Genomic DNA, 17,411 nt, shown 5'->3' with positions numbered 1-17,411 from the left:
CGGTCCGCTCTCGTCGGCGCTCAACGCGCTCACCGACGCCCCACAGTGCCTTCGGACCTCGCCCATGACTCCTCCTCGTCAGCTGTCGATGCTGGGACTGACCGACCCGGATCCCTGAACTCATCGGTGCCACCCCGGAGAAGGGTGGCGACGATGTCAGGACGAGCGACCGGTCGCGGCAAGAACCGCCGCGAGGCCTTGTTGCAGGTCCTCGACGAAGTGCTCGGGAACCTCCAGCGAGGGGAAGTGGCCCCCGGACTCCGGTGCCCGCCACCGGACGATCCGCCGGAACCGCTCCTGGGCCCAGACGCGAGGCCACTTCTCGATGTCGCGCGGGTAGACGGTGATCGCCGAGGGGACGTCCACCCGGAGGTCAGGGTCGAGCGAGTCGTGGCTCTCGTAGTAGATGCGGGCGGACGACGCGCCGGTCCGCGTCAGCCAGTACAGGGTGACGTTGTCCAGGAGTGTGTCCCTGGAGATCGCCTCGAACGGGCTGTCCTCGGTGTCCGTCCAGTCAGCGAACTTGTCGAGGATCCAGGCGAGCAGCCCGACCGGGGAGTCGACGAGCGAGTAGCCGATGGTCTGCGGCCGCGCCGCCTGCACCTTCGCGTAGGCCGCGCGGTGGCTCCAGAAGTCCCGGGACTCCTCGACCCAGGTGCGGTCGGCGGCTGTCAGCCCGTCCGTCGTCAGGCCGGGCGGTGGCTGCGCGACCGTGGTGTGGATGCCGAGGACGTGCTCCGGGAACCTGCCGCCGAGGATCGTGGTGATCACACCTCCCCAGTCGCCGCCGTGGGCCAGGAACGTGCCGTAGCCGAGCCTGTGCATCAGGTCGACCCAGGCGGCGGCGATCTGCTCGGTTCCCCAGCCGGTCGTCGCCGGCTTGTCGCTGTAGCCGAAGCCGGGCAACGACGGGGCGACGACGTGGAACGCGGGTGCGTCAGGGTCCTTCGGCTCGGCCAGCTCGTCCACGACATCGAGGAACTCGACGATGCTGCCCGGCCAGCCGTGCGACAGGACCAGGGGAGTGGCGTCCGCACGGGAGGACCGGCGGTGCAGGAAGTGGATCCCCAGACCGTTCACGGTCGTGCGGAACTGGGGGATGCGGTGCAGTCGGCTCTCGAACGACCTCCAGTCGTAGCCGGTGCGCCAGTAGTCGAGGATCTCCACCAGGTCGGTCAGCGGAACGCCCTGCTCCCACCGGCGAGAGCCGGGTGCGACGCCGTGGACAGTCTCGCGCTCCGGCAGCCGTGCGGCGGCCAGTCGCGCGCGCAGGTCGTCGAGGTCGGCGTCGCTCGCGCGGGCCTCGAACACCTCGATCTCGCTGGACTGACTGTTCATGAGGCCTCCTGGTCATCCTTGCTCGACCACGGTGCGGCGGCCTAGCGACCGGCGCGGTCCGCCCGCTGCCACGGCCACTCCGCCGCGAGCCACGCCGCGACCGCGTCCGCGAGCGGCACGTCGAGGTGGGCGCGGTCGGCGCGCACCCAGGACCGGACGACCACGTCGTGGTCTGCCGACTCCGTGGGGTACAGGTAGACGCACCCGATGACGTCGTCGTCCGTCGCGTCGAGCACCGTGAAGGTGAACCCCTTGCCGGCCGTGAAGTCGGCGGCATGGCGCTCCAGGTCGGCCCGGTTGGCTTCCAGCGACATCCCGGCGTGCGGTGGCCAGTTGCCGTCCGCGTAGCCCGGTGTGGCGCGGATGTGCTCGATGCTCGACATCCACGCGGCGTGGTCGGCCTCGTTGTGCTGCGGCCCGAGCGGCTCGAGGCGGAAGTGCTCAGTGCCCAGGACGGTCGGCGGCTCGAAGCCGGTGGGTACGAACGCGTCGGAAGTCATGCCACGACGCTACCGAGCCCTCTCACACCACGCACCAGGGTTTCCAGGGGGTCGCCGCACCCTTGTCAGGGGCACCGCGACGACGCTAGTCTCAGCGCACCGGGGGACCTGCCATCCATCACTGACGATGCGGAGAGCAACCATGTCCCACCTTCCTGCCCACCTCAGCCGCCGCCACCTGCTTGCGGGTGGACTGGCCCTGGCCACGCTGGCGGCGACGCCTCCCGCACTGGCCGACGGCGCCTTCCCCGAGCCGGGACCCTTCCCGCCGCGCGACGCGCTGCTCACCTACGCCGACATGATCCGGGCGCTGGAGCAGATCGAGCGCACCTCGCGCGGCGCTGTCCAGGTCACCACCCTGCGCGAGCTCGGCATCAGCCCCGGCGTCTCCGAGGCGGGGCGTGACCTCTATGTCGCCACCGTCGGCACCGGCGACACCCACGTGTGGCTCCAGGGCCGCATCCACGGCAACGAGCCCTACGGCACCGACACCCTGCTGGAGATCCTCAGGGCCGTCGGTTCCAACGGCAACGTCACGTTCAGCCGCATCCGGGAGGAGCTGACGCTGCACGTCATCCCGATGTACAACCCGGACGGCAGCGAGCTCTACATCCGCCACACGGTCCTGCAGGACGGCAGTGACCGCCGGATCGACCTCAACCGCGACTGGGCCCTGGACGCCTTCGCCGCCAAGGAGTCGGTCTCCTGGTTCACGTACTGGACCCAGGTCCAGCCTGCCTACGGTCTCGACATCCACCACCAGGGTCTGAAGTTCGACGAGAGTGACGAGCCGATCACCATGTCGCTCGGCATCTCCCTGGCACCCAGCGGGCCGACCCTGCCGGCCATCGAGGGCGGACTCTACGACGTGCAGACCCGGCAGCTGCAGGGGCAGGTCTACTCCACCCTGAAGGACTACGGCTTCGTCAACATCGACCGCTACAGCGTCGGTGGCGGCGACGCGTTCTACGAGATCGATATCCACGGCGGGGTGTCGTCGGCGGTCATGCTCGGGCTCAACTACGGAGGGCTGAACCCGACCGGCCACTCCCACCCGATGGTCTTCTTCGAGACCTATGGCGGCTCGATCGGGCAGAAGTCGAGGGGCAAGGCCATCGAGCAGAACGTCCGCGGCACCGTCACCCTGCTGGACGGCATCGCGACCGGCAGCACGTGGGGCACCGACCCGATGATCTGGCACGACCAGATCCCGCACGTGCCCTACTCCGGCTACCTCACCGACTCAGGTGTGGTCCTGGGGTGGCCGGCGCAGCCGCCGGTGGTGCCCTGACTCCTGCCCAGCGGACAATGAGTCGCCCTTCCAAAAGTACGGCGGGCGTGGCATCATTGTGAGCACTATTTGATGCACGTTTAGGTGCGGAGGCTGTGCATGAGGACGACGGTGACCATCGATGACGACCTCCTGGCGCGGGCCAGTGAGTTGACCGGCACCACTGAGAGATCAGCGCTGTTGCGCGAAGGGCTGGAGACTCTCGTCCGAGTTGAGAGCGCCAGGAGGCTGGCGGCACTCGGGGGCTCTGACCCTGCGGCAACGGCGGCACCGCGGAGGCGGAACGGCGCGGCGTGATCCTGGTGGACACCTCCGTGTGGATCGACCACCTCCACACGCGTGACTCGCACCTGGTCGAGGAGCTGGAGCTCGACCGCGTCGGTTGCCATCCGGCCGTGATCGAGGAACTGGCACTGGGCTCCCTTGCCAACCGGGACGATGTGATGGTCCTGCTGGGAAGTCTGCGACGATTCCCCGTCCTGAGGCACGAGGAAGTGCCCGCGCTGGTCGCTGGTCGCCGCCTGTGGGGGCGGGGCCTCAGTGCTGTTGATGCGCACCTTCTCGGTTCCGTCGCGCTTGTGGAGGGAGGTGTGCTCTGGACGCGCGACAAGCGGCTCCGCTCAGCCTGCCAGGAGGTTGGGGTGGACGTGCTTGACGAGCGCTGACCGATGCTCTCGTCAGCGGACTGACAGCGGCCGGACTCCAGGGCGAGGTTGTCCAGCGCGGACGGCGACTCCCTAGCGTGCGCGGATCCCGTCCAACATGAGGTCGACAAACTGGTCGGCGACCTCATCCGGCCCGAGGGGGCCGTCGGGGCGAAGCCAGATGTAGGCATAGTGATGCAGCCCGAGCACCGCCTTGACGACGATCGAGCTGCTCATCGACTCGCCGAAGACCCCGTCGTCCACGCCGCGCTGGAGGATGTCCGCCCAGGTCTGCTCGTAGGCCCGATGGAGGTCCAGGACCTCGCCGCGCCGTGCCTCCGGCACGGCATGGAGGTCGCGGAAGCACACCGTCATCTCCGGTAGGTGGTCGACGATCTCGCGCACCACGACCCGGGAGAACTCACGGAGACGGTCCGCGGCCTCGCGCTCTTCCTCCAGCAGCCCGTGGCCGACATCGATCAGCCTGCGCAGATACTCGGTCGTGATGCCGAAGAGCAGGTCATCCTTGCTCGAGACGTGGTGGTAGATGCTGCCCCGGCCCAGCCCGGTGGCCCGCTCAAGGTCAGCCATCCCGGTGCCGTGGAAGCCCTTCACCGCGAACAGCTCCGCAGCGCTCCTGAACAGCGCCTCCCGTGCCGGACTCATCCTCGTGCCCCCTGCTGTCATGACATCTCCTCAGACGGTATTTACACGGTTCTGATTCCGTGCTACTTTACCGATCGGTCGGTACTGTACCGATCGGTCGGTCCAAGTTTACGCGAGAGTTCGGCGCAATGAAGCCCCGAGGAGGAAGAATGGCGGAAAAGGTGGACACAGGCAGACGATCTGAGCAGGATCGTGCGCCGGGCCGCAGTTCGGTGGACATCTTTATGGGTCCACTGAACGCCGTGGTCGAGCGCTACATGCCGAGTGCGTTCCTGTTCGCGGTCGTGCTGACCGTCGTCGTGGCCGTGACGTCCCTCCTGGTCACCGATGCGACACCCGTCGACGCCCTGACGGGTTGGGGGCAGGGGCTGTCAGGGCTCCTGGCCTTCACGATGCAGATGGTCCTGATCCTCCTGCTCGGCTACATGCTCGCGCACACCGGCCCGGTGCACGGGCTCCTCGTCCGGTTGGGGGCGCTGCCGAGGTCTGCGGGCCAGGCCTATGTGTTCGTGGTCGTGGTCACCGCCGTCGCCTCCCTCATCACCTGGGGGCTCGGTCTGGTCGTCGGTGCGGTGATCGCCAAGGAGGTGGCCCGACAGGGCAAGGCCCGCGGGCTGCGCCTGCACTTCCCGCTCCTGGTGGCGTGTGGCTACTCGGGATGGGTGGTGTGGCACATGGGGTACTCCGGCTCAGGTCCCCTGGCCGCCGCCACGGAGGGGAGCTTCGTGCACGAGATGACCGGACAGGTCGTCCCGATGTCCGAGACCACCTTCAGCCTGTGGAACATCATCGGTGCGGTTGTCACGGTCGTCGTCGTCGCGGGCGCCATGTACCTGGTCCGTCCCCGTCACGGCTCCAAGATCATCGAGGTCGCCACGGAGGCGGAGGCCGAGATGTACCAGCCCGAGGACGTCAACACCCCGGCCGACCGCCTCGACGCCAGCCGCATCCCGACCCTTCTCCTCGGCCTCGCCCTGGCGAGCTACCTGGCGGTGCACTTCACGAGTGGGGGAACACTGACGCTCGACATCGTCAACTGGTCCTTCATGATGCTCATCCTGCTGCTGGTGCGGAATGCGGCCGAGATGCTCGCCCTCATCCGGCGTTCTGCCAGCAACGTCGGTGACGTCGTCTTCCAGTACCCGCTCTATGCCGGAATTCTCGGGATCATGGTCTCCACGGGGCTGATGGGGTGGCTCACCGAGCGGATGATCGCGATCTCCAACGAATACACCTTCGGCATCATCGCGCTCGTCGCAGCAGGTTTCGTGAACATCTTCGTCCCGTCCGGGGGAGCGCAGTTCGCCGTGCAGGGGCCGATCATGCTCGATGCTGCGCAGGCCCTCGGAGTGGACCCGGCGATCGCCATCATGGCCGTGTCCTACGGGGACCAGTGGACCAACATGATTCAGCCGTTCTGGGCGCTGCCCCTGCTGGCGATCGCCGGCCTCAAGATCAGGGACATCATGGGCTACACGACCGTGACCTGCATCGTCTCAGGGTTTGCCTTCGCCGGGACTCTGCTCGTGGCCAGCTTCATCCTCTGACCCGGTGCACGGAAAGGACAACACCTTGACTACCTCACGGATCGTCTGGACGCCGGACGAGGAGCGCGCAGCCGCATCGAACCTCAAACGGTTCATGGAGCTGAACGGCTTCGGTGGCGCGCCCTATGAAACCCTCCACCGCTGGTCCGTCGCCAGGCCGGACGAGTTCTGGTCCGCGCTGTGGACGTTCGCCGAGATCATCGGAGAGCCCGGGACGGTGAGTTTTGTCCGGGACCGGGAACGCCCGATGACCGGGTCCCGCTTCTTTCCCGACGCGAGCCTCAACCTGGCTGAGAACCTGCTCCGGGGTGATGCCGACGCACCAGCCGTGGTCGAGGTCGACGAGACCGGTGAGACCTCCACGCTCACCTACGGAGAGCTTCGTCGCGAGGTCGGCCGCGCGCAGCGCATCCTCCGGGACCTCGGCGTCGAGCCGGGAGACCGGGTGGCGGGAATCGTCCCGAACAACGCGGCGGCCCTGGCCTACACCCTCGGTGCGCTGTCCATCGGGGCGATCTGGACGTCCTGCGCCCCCGAGTTCGGCACCGCTGGTGTGCTCGACAGGTTCGGCCAGGTCGACCCGTCGGTCCTCGTGCTGGCCCCCGACTACCTCTACAACGGTCGACGGCACGACCTCCTCGCCAAGGGCCTGGACATCGCCGGGTCGCTGCCCGGCCTGGGGCACGTACTAGTCCTGGGGGCGGCCCCCGACGTGAGTGGTCCGGCAGGCGTGGGCCTTCACGCGACGGACGAGAGGGCGGACGCTGGCGACGAGCCTCCACACTTCGTGAGGCTCCCGTTCGACCACCCCGCCTTCATCGTGTACACCTCCGGCACCACCGGGCTGCCCAAGTCGATCGTCCACCGGGCCGGCGGGATCCTCGTGAACCTGCTCAAGGAGCACCTCCTGCACAGTGACGTGCACCAGGGCGACCGGATGATGTACTTCACCAACACCGCGTGGATGATGTACCACTGGTCGATCGCGGCCCTCGGCTGCGGTGCCTCAGTGGTGCTCTACGACGGCGCAGCGATCCCGCGCGATGACCCGGGCCTCCTGTGGCGCCTCATCGACGACCTCGACGTGACGCACTTCGGCACCAGCCCCAAGTACCTGTCGATGATGGACCAGCTCGGCGTCGAGCCCGCCAGCACGCTCACGCTCGAGCACCTCAGGGTGATCCTCTCGGCCGGGGCACCGCTGACCGACGACAACTTCACGTGGGTCTATGACAGGGCCAAGTCGGACGTGCAGCTGGCCTCCATCTCCGGCGGAACGGAGATCCTGGGGTGCTTCGTCCTCGGCAACCCGATGGCTCCGGTCCGCAGCGGAGAGATCCAGGTGCTGGGACTGGGACTCGCCGTGAACGTGCTGGACGACCGCCGTGCACCGGTGGTGGGGCAGCCCGGCGACCTGGTGTGCACCGAGCCCTTCCCGAGCATGCCTCTCACGTTCTGGGGCGAGGGCGGGGACGAGCGTTATCGCCAGGCGTACTTCGATGTGCAGCCCGAGGTCTGGCACCACGGCGACCTGGCACAGGTGCAGACATCCGGCGGGATGGTGATCTCGGGGCGCACCGACACCACACTGAAACCTGGTGGGGTGCGGATCGGCACCAGCGAGATCTACCGCGTGGTGGAGGGCCTGCCAGGGGTCACCGACTCCCTGGTCATCGGCTACCCCACGGCCGATGACATGGAGATCTGGCTCTTCCTCGTCACCGGCGAGACCGGAGTCAACCCGGACGACGTGCGGGCTGTGCTGCGCAGGGAAGCCTCCCCACGACACGTCCCGGCACGCATCCTGACGGTCGAGGACATCCCCTACAACCTGGCCGGCAAGAAGGTCGAGGGCGCCGCGCTCAAGACTGTGACCGGGCAGGACGTCAAGAACAGGGACTCCCTGCGCAACCCCGGGTGCCTTGACGGGTTCCGGCTGGACAAGCTGGTCGACCTCCAGGGCGCGTCATGAGCCCCGCCGCGATCGTCGGCATCGGTGAGCTCGCACCACAGCGCTACTCCTCGGGTGCCACCACACTCAGCATGATCGCGAGGGCCGCCCTCGAGGCCACCCGGGACGCCGGGCTGGCGAGGGAGGACATCGACGGGCTCCTCGTGGGACCGCAGGTGGGCGAGACCCCCCAGCACGTCCCGGCGACCGTGGCGGAGTATCTCGGCCTCCACCCGACCATGGCCAACGTGGTCGACCTCGGCGGCGCGTCCGGGGCGGGGATGGCCTGGCGGGCGGCGGCAGCCATCCAGGCCGGGATGTGCCAGACGGTCCTGTGCGTCCTGGGGAACATCAACGAGCGCGGACGCGTGCCCCGCTCACCGAACCGCAACCCCATCCGCGAGTTCGACGTCCCCTTCGGGGCCTCCGGGGCCAACACGTCCTACGCGTTCCTGGCTCAGCGACACTTGGCCGAGTACGGCACCACCAGCGCCCAGCTCGCGACGGCGGTCGTGGCCCAGCGCGAGAACGCCCAGCTCAACCCCAAGGCGGTCTTCCACGGCACCCCGCTCACCGTCGAGGAGGTGCTCGCTTCACCCTTCGTGGTCGAGCCCCTGCGGCTGCTGGAGATCGTCATGCCGTGTGCGGGGGCTGCGGCGTTCATCGTCACCAGCGCGGAGCGTGCCCGCGACCTCCGCCACCGGCCGGTCCTGCTCTCCGGGGCGGGGGAGAAGGTCACTCACCGAGCGATGTCGCAGGCGCCGTCGCTCACCTCGGGGCCGCTGAAGGCAGCGATCGACTCCGCCTACCGGCAGAGCGGCACGGGCGCCCAGGACATGGACCTGCTGCAGCTGTACGACTGCTACTCGATCGTCATCGCGCTCACCCTCGAGGACGCCGGGGTGTGCCCGGTCGGTGAGAGCGGCCCGTGGATGGCCGAGAACGATCTGACCTGGAGGGGCCCCAAGCCGCTCAACACGCACGGCGGTCAGCTGTCGTTCGGCCAGGCGGACCTGGCCGGAGGCATGTCGCACATCGTCGAAGCCGTCCACCAGCTCCGGCACGAGGCCGGGGAACGTCAGGTGGCCGATGCGAGGACCGCCCTGGTGACCGGCAACGGCGCCACGCTGAGTGAGGCGACGGCCCTCGTGCTGCAGAGGGAGGACTCATGACACGCGAGCAGACGACACCCTCCTACCCACCGCCCACGCCCACGGCGGTGAGCGCCCCCTTCTGGGAGGCGGCCCAGGAACGGCGCCTCGCGTATCAGCGGTGTGCGGACTGCGCGCAGGCGGTCTTCCCGCCCCGCGCGCACTGCCCCCACTGCTGGTCGGAGTCCCTGACGTGGCAGGAGAGCACAGGGCACGGGACGATCGCCTCGTTCACCGTCGCGCACCGACCCGGGCACCCCGCCTTTGCCGAGCTCGCACCGTTCGTGCTCGCCCTCATCGATGTGCAGGACGGCTTCCGCCTGCTGTCACGCCTCACCACGAACCCCGAGGAGGGGTTGGCGGTGAGCGCCCCGGTGCGAGTGGTCTGGGAGTCCTCTGGCGACTGGACCCTGCCCTTGTTCGAACTGATCACGGTGGATGGAGGTCCATGATGGACGTCGCGATTCTCGATGCCCTACGCACGCCCTTCGGCAAGTACCTCAGGCGTCTCAGCTCGCTGAGCTCTCGACAGCTCGGTGCCCAGGTGCTCAGGACCCTGCTGGAGCGGCACCCCGAGCTGGTGGACGCTGACGGTGTCATGCTGGCGCAGGTGCTCCAGGGCGGGGCAGGTCAGAACCCGGCCCGCCAGGTGGCTGTCGACGGCGGCGTCTCCATGCGGACACCCGCGATCACGTTGAACAACGTGTGCCTCGGTGGCATGGCCGCCATGGCCGACGCCTCCCGACGTATCCGCCTGGGTGAGGGCACGGCATACGTCGTGGGAGGCATGGACTCGATGAGCCGGGCCCCGCACGCCGGACTCATCCGGCAGGGCCCCTCGATGGCCCGGGCCGACCTGGTCGACACGCTGTCGGTCGACGGGCTGTGGTGCGCCCTGGAGGACTCCTCCATGGGAGACCTCTCCGAGCGCGTCAACACCGAGCTCGGCATCGACCGCGAGGTGCAGGACGCCATCGCGCTGCGCAGCCACCTGACCGCACGCGAGGCCCGGGACAACGGTCACCTCGCAGAGGAGATCGTGCCCCTCGAGGTCAACGGCGAGGCCGTCGTCCACGACGACGGCATCAGGGACGACGCACGCCTGGAGTCGCTGAGCCGCCTCCGCCCCGTCTTTGACGCCCGGGGCACGATCACGGCGGGCAACGCCTCCCAGATGACCGATGGTGCCTCGATCGGTGCGGTGGTCTCCAGGGCCCGCGCCGACGAGTGGGGCCGCGAGCCCCTGGCCCTCCTGCGGGGTTACGCCGAGGTCGGGGGCCCCGACGGGTCGCTGCACCTCAGACCGGCCGAGGCGATCGAGAAGGTGCTCGGCACGGCGGGTCTGCGCGTGCAGGACCTTGCCGTCATCGAGATCAACGAGGCCTTCGCCGGCGTCGTCGAGGCGAGCCGCAGGCAGCTGTCCGTGCCGCTGGACGTCGTCAACGTCAACGGTGGGGCCATCGCGCTGGGGCACCCGCTCGGTGGCACGGGGCTGCGCCTGGTGATGGCGGCTGCCCGTGAGCTCCGACGCCGCGGCGAACGCTACGCGGTGGCCAGCATGTGCGGCGGGGGTGGACAGGGCGCTGCCGCACTCATTGAGAACCCTGCGCACCACGACTGAAAGGAACCAGAGTCATGACGAGTACGGATCAGGCGAGGGAGACGACGATGGACGGCTGGCAAGGGACCCGCTTCGGAAGGCCGGAGGTGGGAGCCACCGCGAGCATCAGCAAGACCTTAGGGGCCCGAGAGGTCGAGCTGTTCAGCGAGATCACCGGGGACCGCAACCCGCTCCACAACGACGAGCAGGCGGCACAGGCATCCCGTTTCGGCGGGCTGATCACGCAGGGGGGAGTGACGTCGGGACTCCTGAACGCCGTCGTCGCGGAGAAGCTCCCCGGGCCCGGCAGTGTCTTCCTCGCGACCCGGTGGTCGTTTCGTAAGCCGACCTACTTCGGCGAGGAGATGACGGCGACCGTCGTGGTGGAGCGCGTCCGCGCCGACAAGCCCATCTGCGAGCTGAGGACCACCGTGACCAACAGTGAGGGTGAGATCTGCATTGAGGGAGAGGCTGTCACCTACACCGCAGATCTCGACTGAGCGGATGCCGGAGGGTCCAGCCACCGTCCCGCGGGGCGCCTGGAGGGCACTGGCCGCCCTGGGGGTGGCCATGCTGCTCGGCATGGCCACCTGGTTCTCCGCCGGTGCCGTCGTCCCGCAGCTGACCGCAGAGTTCGACCTCGGGTCCTCCCAGGTCGCCTGGCTCACCATCGGGGTCCAGTTCGGGTTCGTCATCGGTGCCCTGGCCCTCGCTCTCACCAGCACCGCGGACCGCATCGGACCGCGGCAGCTCATCGCCATGGGAGCGATCGGTGCCGGAGCCGTCAACCTGTCGCTGCTGTTCGTGGGCGCAGGCTGGCAGGTCATCGCGGCCCGCATCCTCACCGGTGTCTGCCTCGCCGGGGTGTACCCGCCGGGCATGAAGGCGATCTCGACGTGGTTCCCCCACTCGAGGGCGACCGCCGTGGCAGTGCTCATCGGGGCCCTCACGCTCGGGTCCGCGGCGCCCCACCTGGTGGCGGCTGTCGGAGGGCTCGACTGGACCTTCGTGGTCATCGGGACCAGCGTGCTCAGCGCTGTCAGTGGTGTCGTGGCGATCGGCATCGTGCGCGACGGCCCGCACCCGTTCCCGGCGAGCGGCCCGTTCCGCCTCGGCGCAGCCGCGCGAGCCTTCTCCAGGCCGCGGGTCCTGTTGACCTCGTTGGGCTATTTCGGTCACATGTGGGAGCTCTATGCCATGTGGTCGTGGTTCGCCGTCTTCTTCGCCCACGTCCTGTCCGGCCACGGGTCGGTGCCCGCGTGGGTCGGCAGCCTGGTCACCTTCCTGGTGATCGGGATCGGCGCCCTCGGGTGCCTGGTCGGGGGCCGGATGGCCGAACGTTTGGGGAGTGCCAGGGTCGCGATCCTGTCGATGTGGATCTCCGGCGCCTGCGCCCTGGTCATCGGCTGGCTCGCCGATGGCCCCGTGTGGCTCGTGGTCGTCGTGGCTCTCGTGTGGGGTTTCTGGATCATCCCCGACTCCCCGCAGTTCTCCGCCCTCATCACCCACGTGGCGGACCAGCGACTCGTCGGCAGCGTGCTCACGCTGCAGCTGGCGCTCGGCTACATCGTCACCATCCCCATCGTGTGGCTGGTCCCGCTCGTGTCCGACAGGGTGGGCTGGGGGCCGACGTTCACCCTCCTGGCCCTCGGACCCATGCTCGGCATCCTCGCGATGCGGAGGCTCCGGACCTCGCTAGCGGGGACCGAGCACGAGCCCGTCAACGCTCGCCGCTGACCCACCCAGCCAGAGCTGCTCGGGCACCGGGTGGCTCAGGAAGTTGGTCATCGCCTGGGTGAACCCGTAGGCGCCGGCCTGGCCGAAGACCAGCAGGTCACCGGGTTGCAGCGGTGCCAGCTCGGCCGTGCCGACCCGGTCCAGCGAGGTGCACAGCGGCCCGGCGAGCGTGTATGTCGCGCGCTCGCCCGGGTCGTCCGCGGCACCGCTGTCGTCGGTCCAGTCGATGGTGGCCAGGTCACGTCGTGCCGACACGGCCCGGACGGGGAAGGACTGCCCGGTCATCAGGGGGCGCAGCAGGTGGTTGATGCCGCCCTCCAGGACCGCGAAGGTCGTGCTGCGGCTCTCCTTGACCCGGACCACGCGGGTCACGTAGACCCCGGTCGGTCCGGACAGCCAGCGGCCCGGCTCCAGCACGACGTTGCCGGTGAACCACGCGTTGGCCTCCAGCAGCTCAGCCAGCCCCGCGCCCAGGGCGACGATGTCCAGCTCGGGTGACCCCACGGCATACGGGATGCCGAGACCACCGCCGAGGTCGATGAGGTCCAGCGGACGGCCGAGCAGCCGCTGCAGGCGCTCGCCGATCGCGAGTGCGGTGCGGTGGTTGGCGAGCAGGGACTGCGCGTCGAGCTCGTTGCTGGCCGAGAAGACCTGCAGACCGGCCAGCCGCACGGACGGGTACTCCGCGCACGCGGCGACGAAGTCGGCCAGGTCCTCCTCGTCCACGCCGAACGCCGACGGGCCGGACCCACCGATGATCGACGCCGTCTCGCTGATGCCGCCGAGCGGGTGGACGCGCACGTTGACGTCGAGGGAGCCGGGGCCGTGGTACCAGTCCGCGAGGCGCTGCACGTCCTCGATGCCGTCGACCTGGATCCGGGCCCCGGCGGCCAGCGCGGCCCGCAGGTCGGCCTCGGACTTGGCCGGTCCGGCGAAGACCATGCGCCCGGAGACCGCATCGGTCACCTCGTCGCGGGCGAGGCCGACCGCGGCCACCTCACCCGCCGAGGCGCAGTCGAACCAGGCGCCCAGGCCGGCCAGCTCGGCCAGCAGCGGGGGACCGGGGTTGGACTTCACGGCATAGGCGAGGTGGACCCGCTCCGGCAGGGCCGACCGCAGCGCCAGGAAGCGCTCCCGCGCGACGTCGAGGCGGTAGGCGAAGCAGGGGGTCGACGCCGTCTCGGCCACCAGGAGGGCCGCCGAGTCCGAGAGCGCGAACAGGTGGCGGTCGTCGTGGGCCGCCGCCGGAGTCGTCTCCGCGTGCCCCACCGGAGCCGCACCGGCCGTGGACAGGCTCACCGGCGCGCTCACGAGGCCTCCCAGAACGGGGCCATCCGCGACAGGCCCTGGGCCAGCAGCCGGGGGTCGCCACCGCAGGAGACCCGCACGTAGCCCTCGCCGGCGGCACCGAAGGCGGTGCCGGGGACCACGATCACGTGGCCCTCGTCGCGCACCCGCCGGCAGAAGCCGAAGGTGTCGTGGGCCTCCCACTCCGGCACCGGGATCCACGCATAGAAGCCACCGGCCGGCGTCGCCACCGGCCGCACGGCCGCGGGCCCGGTCTGGGCGATCGACCAGCGCTGGATCAGCTCGCGCCGCGTCTGGCGCAGCACCTGCTCGGAGGAGCGCAGCAGCGCGGTCGCCGCCAGCTGGCTGGGGCGCGCGGCGCTGGTCGTCATGGCGTTGTGCACCAGGCGGGCCGGCTGCAGCAGGCCGGGGTCGCCGACCGCCCAACCGACGCGCAGCCCGGGAGCCGCCCAGCCCTTGCTCACCGACGACACGACCACACCGCTGTCGGTCACGTCGCGCAGCGAGGCGGGCCGCCGACCGAGGTAGACCTCGCGGTAGACCTCGTCGGAAACGAGCACGGCACCGGCCGCGCGGCACGCCGACGCCACCGTGGCCAGGGCATCCAGCGAGGCCCCGCCACCGGTCGGGTTGCCGGGGTGGTTGAGCACGGCGAGCGCCACGTCACCGGAGTCCAGCGCCTGCGTGAACGCCTCCGCGTCCAGGTCGCCGCGCGGGCCGAGCCGGTAGGGCACCGGGACCGCGCCGGCGAGCCGGGCCAGCGTGGCGTAGGCCGGGAAGCCGGGATCGGGGACCAGCACGAGCTGACCGGGGGAGACGTGGGCCAGGAACAGCGCGGTCAGCGCCGCCTGGCTGCCGGCGGTCACCATGACCTGGTCGGCGCCGTCGTCGTCCGCGAGCAGGTGGTAGTCCGCGATCGCCGAGACCAGCTCGGGGGCACCGCCGTTGGGGCCGTAGCCGAGCGGCTCCTCCCGGCCGGCGCACTCGGCCAGTGCCCGGCCGGCCGGCTCCGGCAGCGCCCAGCCGGGCACGCCGAGACCGAGGTCGATGGCCTCCGGCGGCGCGCCCACGGACATCGCGCGGATCAGCGACGGCGACAGCGAGGTGACCCGGGTCGCGACGCTCACCGCAACGCCTCTTCCAGGACGGTGGAGGCGTCGGTCGAGCCGTCCCGGTACTTCACGATGACCGGCGCGTAGAGGGACAGACCCAGCCGCTCGGCATACTCCCCCCGGGCGGGACGCGACCCCGGCACCACGACGGCGCCGGCCGGGACCTCGCCCTGCACCTCGCGGCCGTTGACCAGGTCGTAGATCACCGTGCGGGAGGTGAGGGTCACGCCGGGGGCCAGCACCGCGCGCTCGCGGACCACGACCCCCTCGTAGAGCCCGCACTGCGCACCGATGAACGCGTCGTCCTCGACGACCACCGGGGTGGCGCCGACCGGCTCGAGCACGCCGCCGAGCTGCACCGCGGTGGACAGGTGGACCCGCTCACCGACCTGCGCGCAGGACCCGACCAGCACGTGGCTGTCGACCATGGAGCCGGCCCCGACCCAGGCGCCGGTGTTGAGATAGCTGGGCGGCATCACGACGGTGCCCGCCGCGAGGCCGGCACCGCGGCGCACCGAGGTGCCGCCGGGGACCAGCCGTATGCCGTGGGCCGGGTCGATCTGCCGCGGCGGGACCAGCGACTTGTCGACCGCGCCGCCCGGCCACCCGGGCAGGGTGACGGTCTCGCTGAGCGCGAAGGCCACCAGGATGCCGGACTTCACCCAGGTGTTGGCGCGCCAGGTGCCGTCGCTGTCGCGCTCGGCGGCGCGCACCTCGCCGGCCTCGAGCGCGTCGAGGAACTCGCCGAGGCGCTCGGCCGAGGCCGGGTCCTCCCGCAGCTGGGCGACAGGGGTGCTGAGGTAGTCCTGCAGGTCCGTGGTCACCGTCGTCATGAGGCCACCTCCAGCTCCGCGGTGCGGTGGCGGGTGCCCAGACCCAGGCCGGACAGCGCCGACTGGATGCGGGCCCAGGTGTCGGGGGCAGCCGGCGCGAGCGGCGAGCGCACCATGCCGGTGGCCAGGCCCAGGCACGCCAGGGCGGCCTTGAGCGGCACCGGGTTGGACTCGGAGAACAGCGCCGACATCAGCGGCGCCAGCTCGGTGTTGAGCCCGCGCGCGAGGGTCAGGTCGCCGGCCACGGCGGCCCGCACGAGGGCGGAGGTCTGGGCGGGGGCGACGTTGCCGCACACCGAGATCAGGCCGGTCGCGCCGACGGCGATCGCCGGCAGGGCCAGGTCGTCGTCGCCGGCGAGGACGGTCTTCCCCGTCGGCGCCTCCTGACAGACCTGGGCGATCTGGCGCAGGTCGCCGGAGGACTCCTTGACGGCCACGACCTCCGGGATCGCCCACAGCTCGCGCAGCGTCTCCGGGGCGAGGTTGGACCCGGTGCGGCCGGGCACGTTGTAGGCGATGACCGGGACGCCCGGCAGCTCCTCGGCGATCGCGCGGAAGTGCGCCACGATCCCGGCCGGCTGCGGCTTGTTGTAGTAGGGGGTGACCACGAGCAGCCCGTCTGCTCCCGAGGCGACGGCATCGCGGGCCAGCTCCACGGCATACTCCGTGTTGTTGTGCCCGGTGCCCACGACCAGCGGCACACCCGGGGCGGCCGACCGGGCCGTCTCGATCAGCGCGGCGCGCTCCTGCTCATCGACCGTCGCGGCCTCTCCGGTGGACCCGAGGACCACCAGGAAGTCGGTGCCGCCGGCGACGACGTGCTCGACCAGGGACCGGAACGCCGTGAGGTCCACGGCGGGCCGCTTGCGGGAGGAACCTCCTGTGGCAAGGGGCTTCGCGGACCCCTCCGTCCCTGTGGTGAACGGGGTCGCGAGCGCGACGCCGAGGCCGGTGAACTGTGCACCGCTCATGGTTCCTCCTTCTGTGTGGGTGTGGGTTGGAACAGTGGGTCGAGGACCTCTGCGGCGAGGTCGTCGAAGGTGAAGGTGCCGCGGCGGCCGTGCAGCCAGCGCACCGCGGTCAGGGCGCCCAGGCCGTAGATCTCCCGGTTGTGCGCCTCGTGCGTGAGGGTGATCGACTCGGCGGCGCTGGTCAGGTGCACGTCGTGCCGCCCGACGACGTCCCCGAGGCGCAGGCTGGCGGTCTGGACACTGTCGGCCTCGCGGCCCGCACCCCGGGCGAGTGCGTCGCGGAGCAGGAGCGCGGTGCCGCTGGGGGCGTCGACCTTGCGGGTGTGGTGGACCTCGCTGACGGCCAGGTCGGCGTCCTGCAGCTGCGCGTAGCCCCCGAGGGCCAGGGCGATGCGCCGCATGAGGGCGACGGTGAGGGAGAAGTTCGGGGCGATGAGTATGCCGTTCGCCGGGCTCTCCCCGCCGCTCACCCGGGCGAGGGCCGGGTCCCAGCCGGTGGTGCCGATGACCAGGGCCGTGCCGGTCGCCCGGGCCCACTCGAGGCGGTCCGCGACGGCGTCGCCGTGGCTCACCTCGAGGGCCACGTCGACGGGGGAGAGGTCCTGTGCCTCCCGGCCGACCTGCCAGGCCACCTCGAGGTCGTCGGCCCGCTCGGCGGCAGCGGCGATCGCGGAGCCGAGGCGGCCCCGTCCGAAGATCCCGATCTGCAGCGGCACAGGAACGAGTATGAGGCACCCGTGCGGGCTCGAAAACCACTAAAAC

18 protein-coding genes are annotated in these 17,411 nt (G+C 70.4%); 10 read left to right on the top strand and 8 right to left on the bottom strand.

All coding sequences use genetic code 11. The annotated features are described in order from the left end of the window. Positions 1 to 156: 156 nt before the first annotated feature. Complete coding sequence (locus DA085_RS16840) at positions 157 to 1,338, bottom strand: epoxide hydrolase family protein (RefSeq protein WP_109474145.1); 1,182 nt, start codon at positions 1,336 to 1,338, stop codon at positions 157 to 159. Positions 1,339 to 1,379: 41 nt separating this feature from the next. Next, positions 1,380 to 1,838 (bottom strand): GNAT family N-acetyltransferase, encoded by a 459-nt coding sequence (locus DA085_RS16835; RefSeq protein WP_109474144.1) that lies wholly within the window; start codon positions 1,836 to 1,838, stop codon positions 1,380 to 1,382. A 142-nt stretch (positions 1,839 to 1,980) separates the two neighbouring features. Between DA085_RS16835 and DA085_RS16830 the strand changes: the two genes are divergently transcribed. From DA085_RS16830 to DA085_RS16820, 3 genes are all read left to right on the top strand, one after another. After that, a complete protein-coding gene (locus DA085_RS16830; RefSeq protein ID WP_109474143.1) occupies positions 1,981 to 3,129 on the top strand; it encodes a M14 family zinc carboxypeptidase in 1,149 nt (382 codons plus the stop codon). 99 nt (positions 3,130 to 3,228) lie between these two features. Continuing rightward, positions 3,229 to 3,426, top strand: a complete 198-nt coding sequence (locus tag DA085_RS16825; RefSeq protein WP_109474142.1) for a type II toxin-antitoxin system VapB family antitoxin — start codon at positions 3,229 to 3,231, stop codon at positions 3,424 to 3,426. After that, positions 3,423 to 3,794, top strand: a complete 372-nt coding sequence (locus DA085_RS16820; protein ID WP_109474141.1) for a type II toxin-antitoxin system VapC family toxin — start codon at positions 3,423 to 3,425, stop codon at positions 3,792 to 3,794. The genes DA085_RS16825 and DA085_RS16820 overlap by 4 nt, the downstream gene beginning before the upstream one ends. 72 nt (positions 3,795 to 3,866) lie before the next feature. Here DA085_RS16820 and DA085_RS16815 read toward each other — a convergent pair whose 3' ends face one another. Continuing rightward, positions 3,867 to 4,460, bottom strand: a complete 594-nt coding sequence (locus DA085_RS16815; protein WP_109474140.1) for a TetR/AcrR family transcriptional regulator — start codon at positions 4,458 to 4,460, stop codon at positions 3,867 to 3,869. A 203-nt stretch (positions 4,461 to 4,663) separates the two neighbouring features. Here DA085_RS16815 and DA085_RS16810 point away from each other — a divergent pair, with 203 nt between their 5' ends. Genes DA085_RS16810 through DA085_RS16780 form a run of 7 tightly spaced genes read left to right on the top strand, consistent with a single transcriptional unit; the run spans position 4,664 to position 12,425 of the window. After that, positions 4,664 to 5,986: a short-chain fatty acid transporter gene (locus DA085_RS16810; RefSeq protein WP_109474139.1), complete on the top strand. Its 1,323-nt coding sequence runs from the start codon at positions 4,664 to 4,666 to the stop codon at positions 5,984 to 5,986. A 25-nt stretch (positions 5,987 to 6,011) separates the two neighbouring features. Continuing rightward, positions 6,012 to 7,958, top strand: coding sequence for an acetoacetate--CoA ligase (locus DA085_RS16805; protein WP_202619290.1), 1,947 nt, complete (start codon positions 6,012 to 6,014; stop codon positions 7,956 to 7,958). Then, positions 7,955 to 9,109, top strand: coding sequence for a thiolase family protein (locus DA085_RS16800; protein WP_109474138.1), 1,155 nt, complete (start codon positions 7,955 to 7,957; stop codon positions 9,107 to 9,109). Before DA085_RS16805 ends, DA085_RS16800 begins: the two co-directional genes overlap by 4 nt. Then, a complete protein-coding gene (locus DA085_RS16795; protein ID WP_109474137.1) occupies positions 9,106 to 9,540 on the top strand; it encodes a Zn-ribbon domain-containing OB-fold protein in 435 nt (144 codons plus the stop codon). Before DA085_RS16800 ends, DA085_RS16795 begins: the two co-directional genes overlap by 4 nt. Beyond that, positions 9,540 to 10,709 (top strand): acetyl-CoA C-acyltransferase, encoded by a 1,170-nt coding sequence (locus DA085_RS16790; protein ID WP_109474136.1) that lies wholly within the window; start codon positions 9,540 to 9,542, stop codon positions 10,707 to 10,709. The genes DA085_RS16795 and DA085_RS16790 overlap by 1 nt, the downstream gene beginning before the upstream one ends. A gap of 14 nt (positions 10,710 to 10,723) precedes the next feature. Then, positions 10,724 to 11,188, top strand: coding sequence for a MaoC family dehydratase (locus tag DA085_RS16785; protein ID WP_202619289.1), 465 nt, complete (start codon positions 10,724 to 10,726; stop codon positions 11,186 to 11,188). A 4-nt stretch (positions 11,189 to 11,192) separates the two neighbouring features. Next, positions 11,193 to 12,425 carry an MFS transporter gene (locus tag DA085_RS16780; protein WP_109474134.1) on the top strand — a complete coding sequence of 411 codons (1,233 nt, stop codon included), beginning with the start codon at positions 11,193 to 11,195 and terminating at the stop codon, positions 12,423 to 12,425. Here the strand turns inward: DA085_RS16780 and DA085_RS16775 are convergent. Genes DA085_RS16775 through DA085_RS16755 form a run of 5 tightly spaced genes read right to left on the bottom strand, consistent with a single transcriptional unit; the run spans position 12,384 to position 17,365 of the window. Beyond that, positions 12,384 to 13,736: a type III PLP-dependent enzyme domain-containing protein gene (locus tag DA085_RS16775; RefSeq protein WP_161958531.1), complete on the bottom strand. Its 1,353-nt coding sequence runs from the start codon at positions 13,734 to 13,736 to the stop codon at positions 12,384 to 12,386. The two genes, DA085_RS16780 and DA085_RS16775, sit on opposite strands and share 42 nt — an antisense overlap. After that, positions 13,733 to 14,860: a pyridoxal phosphate-dependent aminotransferase gene (locus tag DA085_RS16770; protein ID WP_109474132.1), complete on the bottom strand. Its 1,128-nt coding sequence runs from the start codon at positions 14,858 to 14,860 to the stop codon at positions 13,733 to 13,735. Before DA085_RS16770 ends, DA085_RS16775 begins: the two co-directional genes overlap by 4 nt. Beyond that, positions 14,857 to 15,678 (bottom strand): 2,3,4,5-tetrahydropyridine-2,6-dicarboxylate N-succinyltransferase, encoded by an 822-nt coding sequence (locus tag DA085_RS16765; RefSeq protein WP_109474131.1) that lies wholly within the window; start codon positions 15,676 to 15,678, stop codon positions 14,857 to 14,859. Before DA085_RS16765 ends, DA085_RS16770 begins: the two co-directional genes overlap by 4 nt. Continuing rightward, entirely contained in the window at positions 15,675 to 16,649 is a 975-nt protein-coding gene (gene dapA / locus DA085_RS16760) for a 4-hydroxy-tetrahydrodipicolinate synthase (RefSeq protein WP_109474130.1), read from the bottom strand. Before dapA ends, DA085_RS16765 begins: the two co-directional genes overlap by 4 nt. Next, positions 16,646 to 17,365 carry a 4-hydroxy-tetrahydrodipicolinate reductase gene (locus DA085_RS16755; protein WP_161958530.1) on the bottom strand — a complete coding sequence of 240 codons (720 nt, stop codon included), beginning with the start codon at positions 17,363 to 17,365 and terminating at the stop codon, positions 16,646 to 16,648. The genes dapA and DA085_RS16755 overlap by 4 nt, the downstream gene beginning before the upstream one ends. Positions 17,366 to 17,411 lie beyond the last annotated feature (46 nt).

Source organism: Ornithinimicrobium cavernae (assembly GCF_003121625.1).
Taxonomy (GTDB): domain Bacteria; phylum Actinomycetota; class Actinomycetes; order Actinomycetales; family Dermatophilaceae; genus Ornithinicoccus; species Ornithinicoccus cavernae.
This window is presented reverse-complemented; position numbering and strand designations above follow the sequence as displayed.

What these genes read in the sequence shown, in the direction of transcription:
- DA085_RS16800 (WP_109474138.1), top strand. Translation starts at nt 7,955, where the DNA reads ATGAGCCCCGCCGCGATCGTCGGCATCGGTGAGCTCGCACCACAGCGC.
- DA085_RS16815 (WP_109474140.1), bottom strand. Translation starts at nt 4,460, where the DNA reads ATGACAGCAGGGGGCACGAGGATGAGTCCGGCACGGGAGGCGCTGTTC.
- DA085_RS16795 (WP_109474137.1), top strand. Translation starts at nt 9,106, where the DNA reads ATGACACGCGAGCAGACGACACCCTCCTACCCACCGCCCACGCCCACG.
- DA085_RS16825 (WP_109474142.1), top strand. Translation starts at nt 3,229, where the DNA reads ATGAGGACGACGGTGACCATCGATGACGACCTCCTGGCGCGGGCCAGT.
- DA085_RS16840 (WP_109474145.1), bottom strand. Translation starts at nt 1,338, where the DNA reads ATGAACAGTCAGTCCAGCGAGATCGAGGTGTTCGAGGCCCGCGCGAGC.
- DA085_RS16835 (WP_109474144.1), bottom strand. Translation starts at nt 1,838, where the DNA reads ATGACTTCCGACGCGTTCGTACCCACCGGCTTCGAGCCGCCGACCGTC.
- DA085_RS16830 (WP_109474143.1), top strand. Translation starts at nt 1,981, where the DNA reads ATGTCCCACCTTCCTGCCCACCTCAGCCGCCGCCACCTGCTTGCGGGT.
- DA085_RS16780 (WP_109474134.1), top strand. Translation starts at nt 11,193, where the DNA reads ATGCCGGAGGGTCCAGCCACCGTCCCGCGGGGCGCCTGGAGGGCACTG.
- DA085_RS16790 (WP_109474136.1), top strand. Translation starts at nt 9,540, where the DNA reads ATGGACGTCGCGATTCTCGATGCCCTACGCACGCCCTTCGGCAAGTAC.
- DA085_RS16785 (WP_202619289.1), top strand. Translation starts at nt 10,724, where the DNA reads ATGACGAGTACGGATCAGGCGAGGGAGACGACGATGGACGGCTGGCAA.
- DA085_RS16765 (WP_109474131.1), bottom strand. Translation starts at nt 15,678, where the DNA reads ATGACGACGGTGACCACGGACCTGCAGGACTACCTCAGCACCCCTGTC.
- DA085_RS16810 (WP_109474139.1), top strand. Translation starts at nt 4,664, where the DNA reads ATGGGTCCACTGAACGCCGTGGTCGAGCGCTACATGCCGAGTGCGTTC.
- dapA (WP_109474130.1), bottom strand. Translation starts at nt 16,649, where the DNA reads ATGAGCGGTGCACAGTTCACCGGCCTCGGCGTCGCGCTCGCGACCCCG.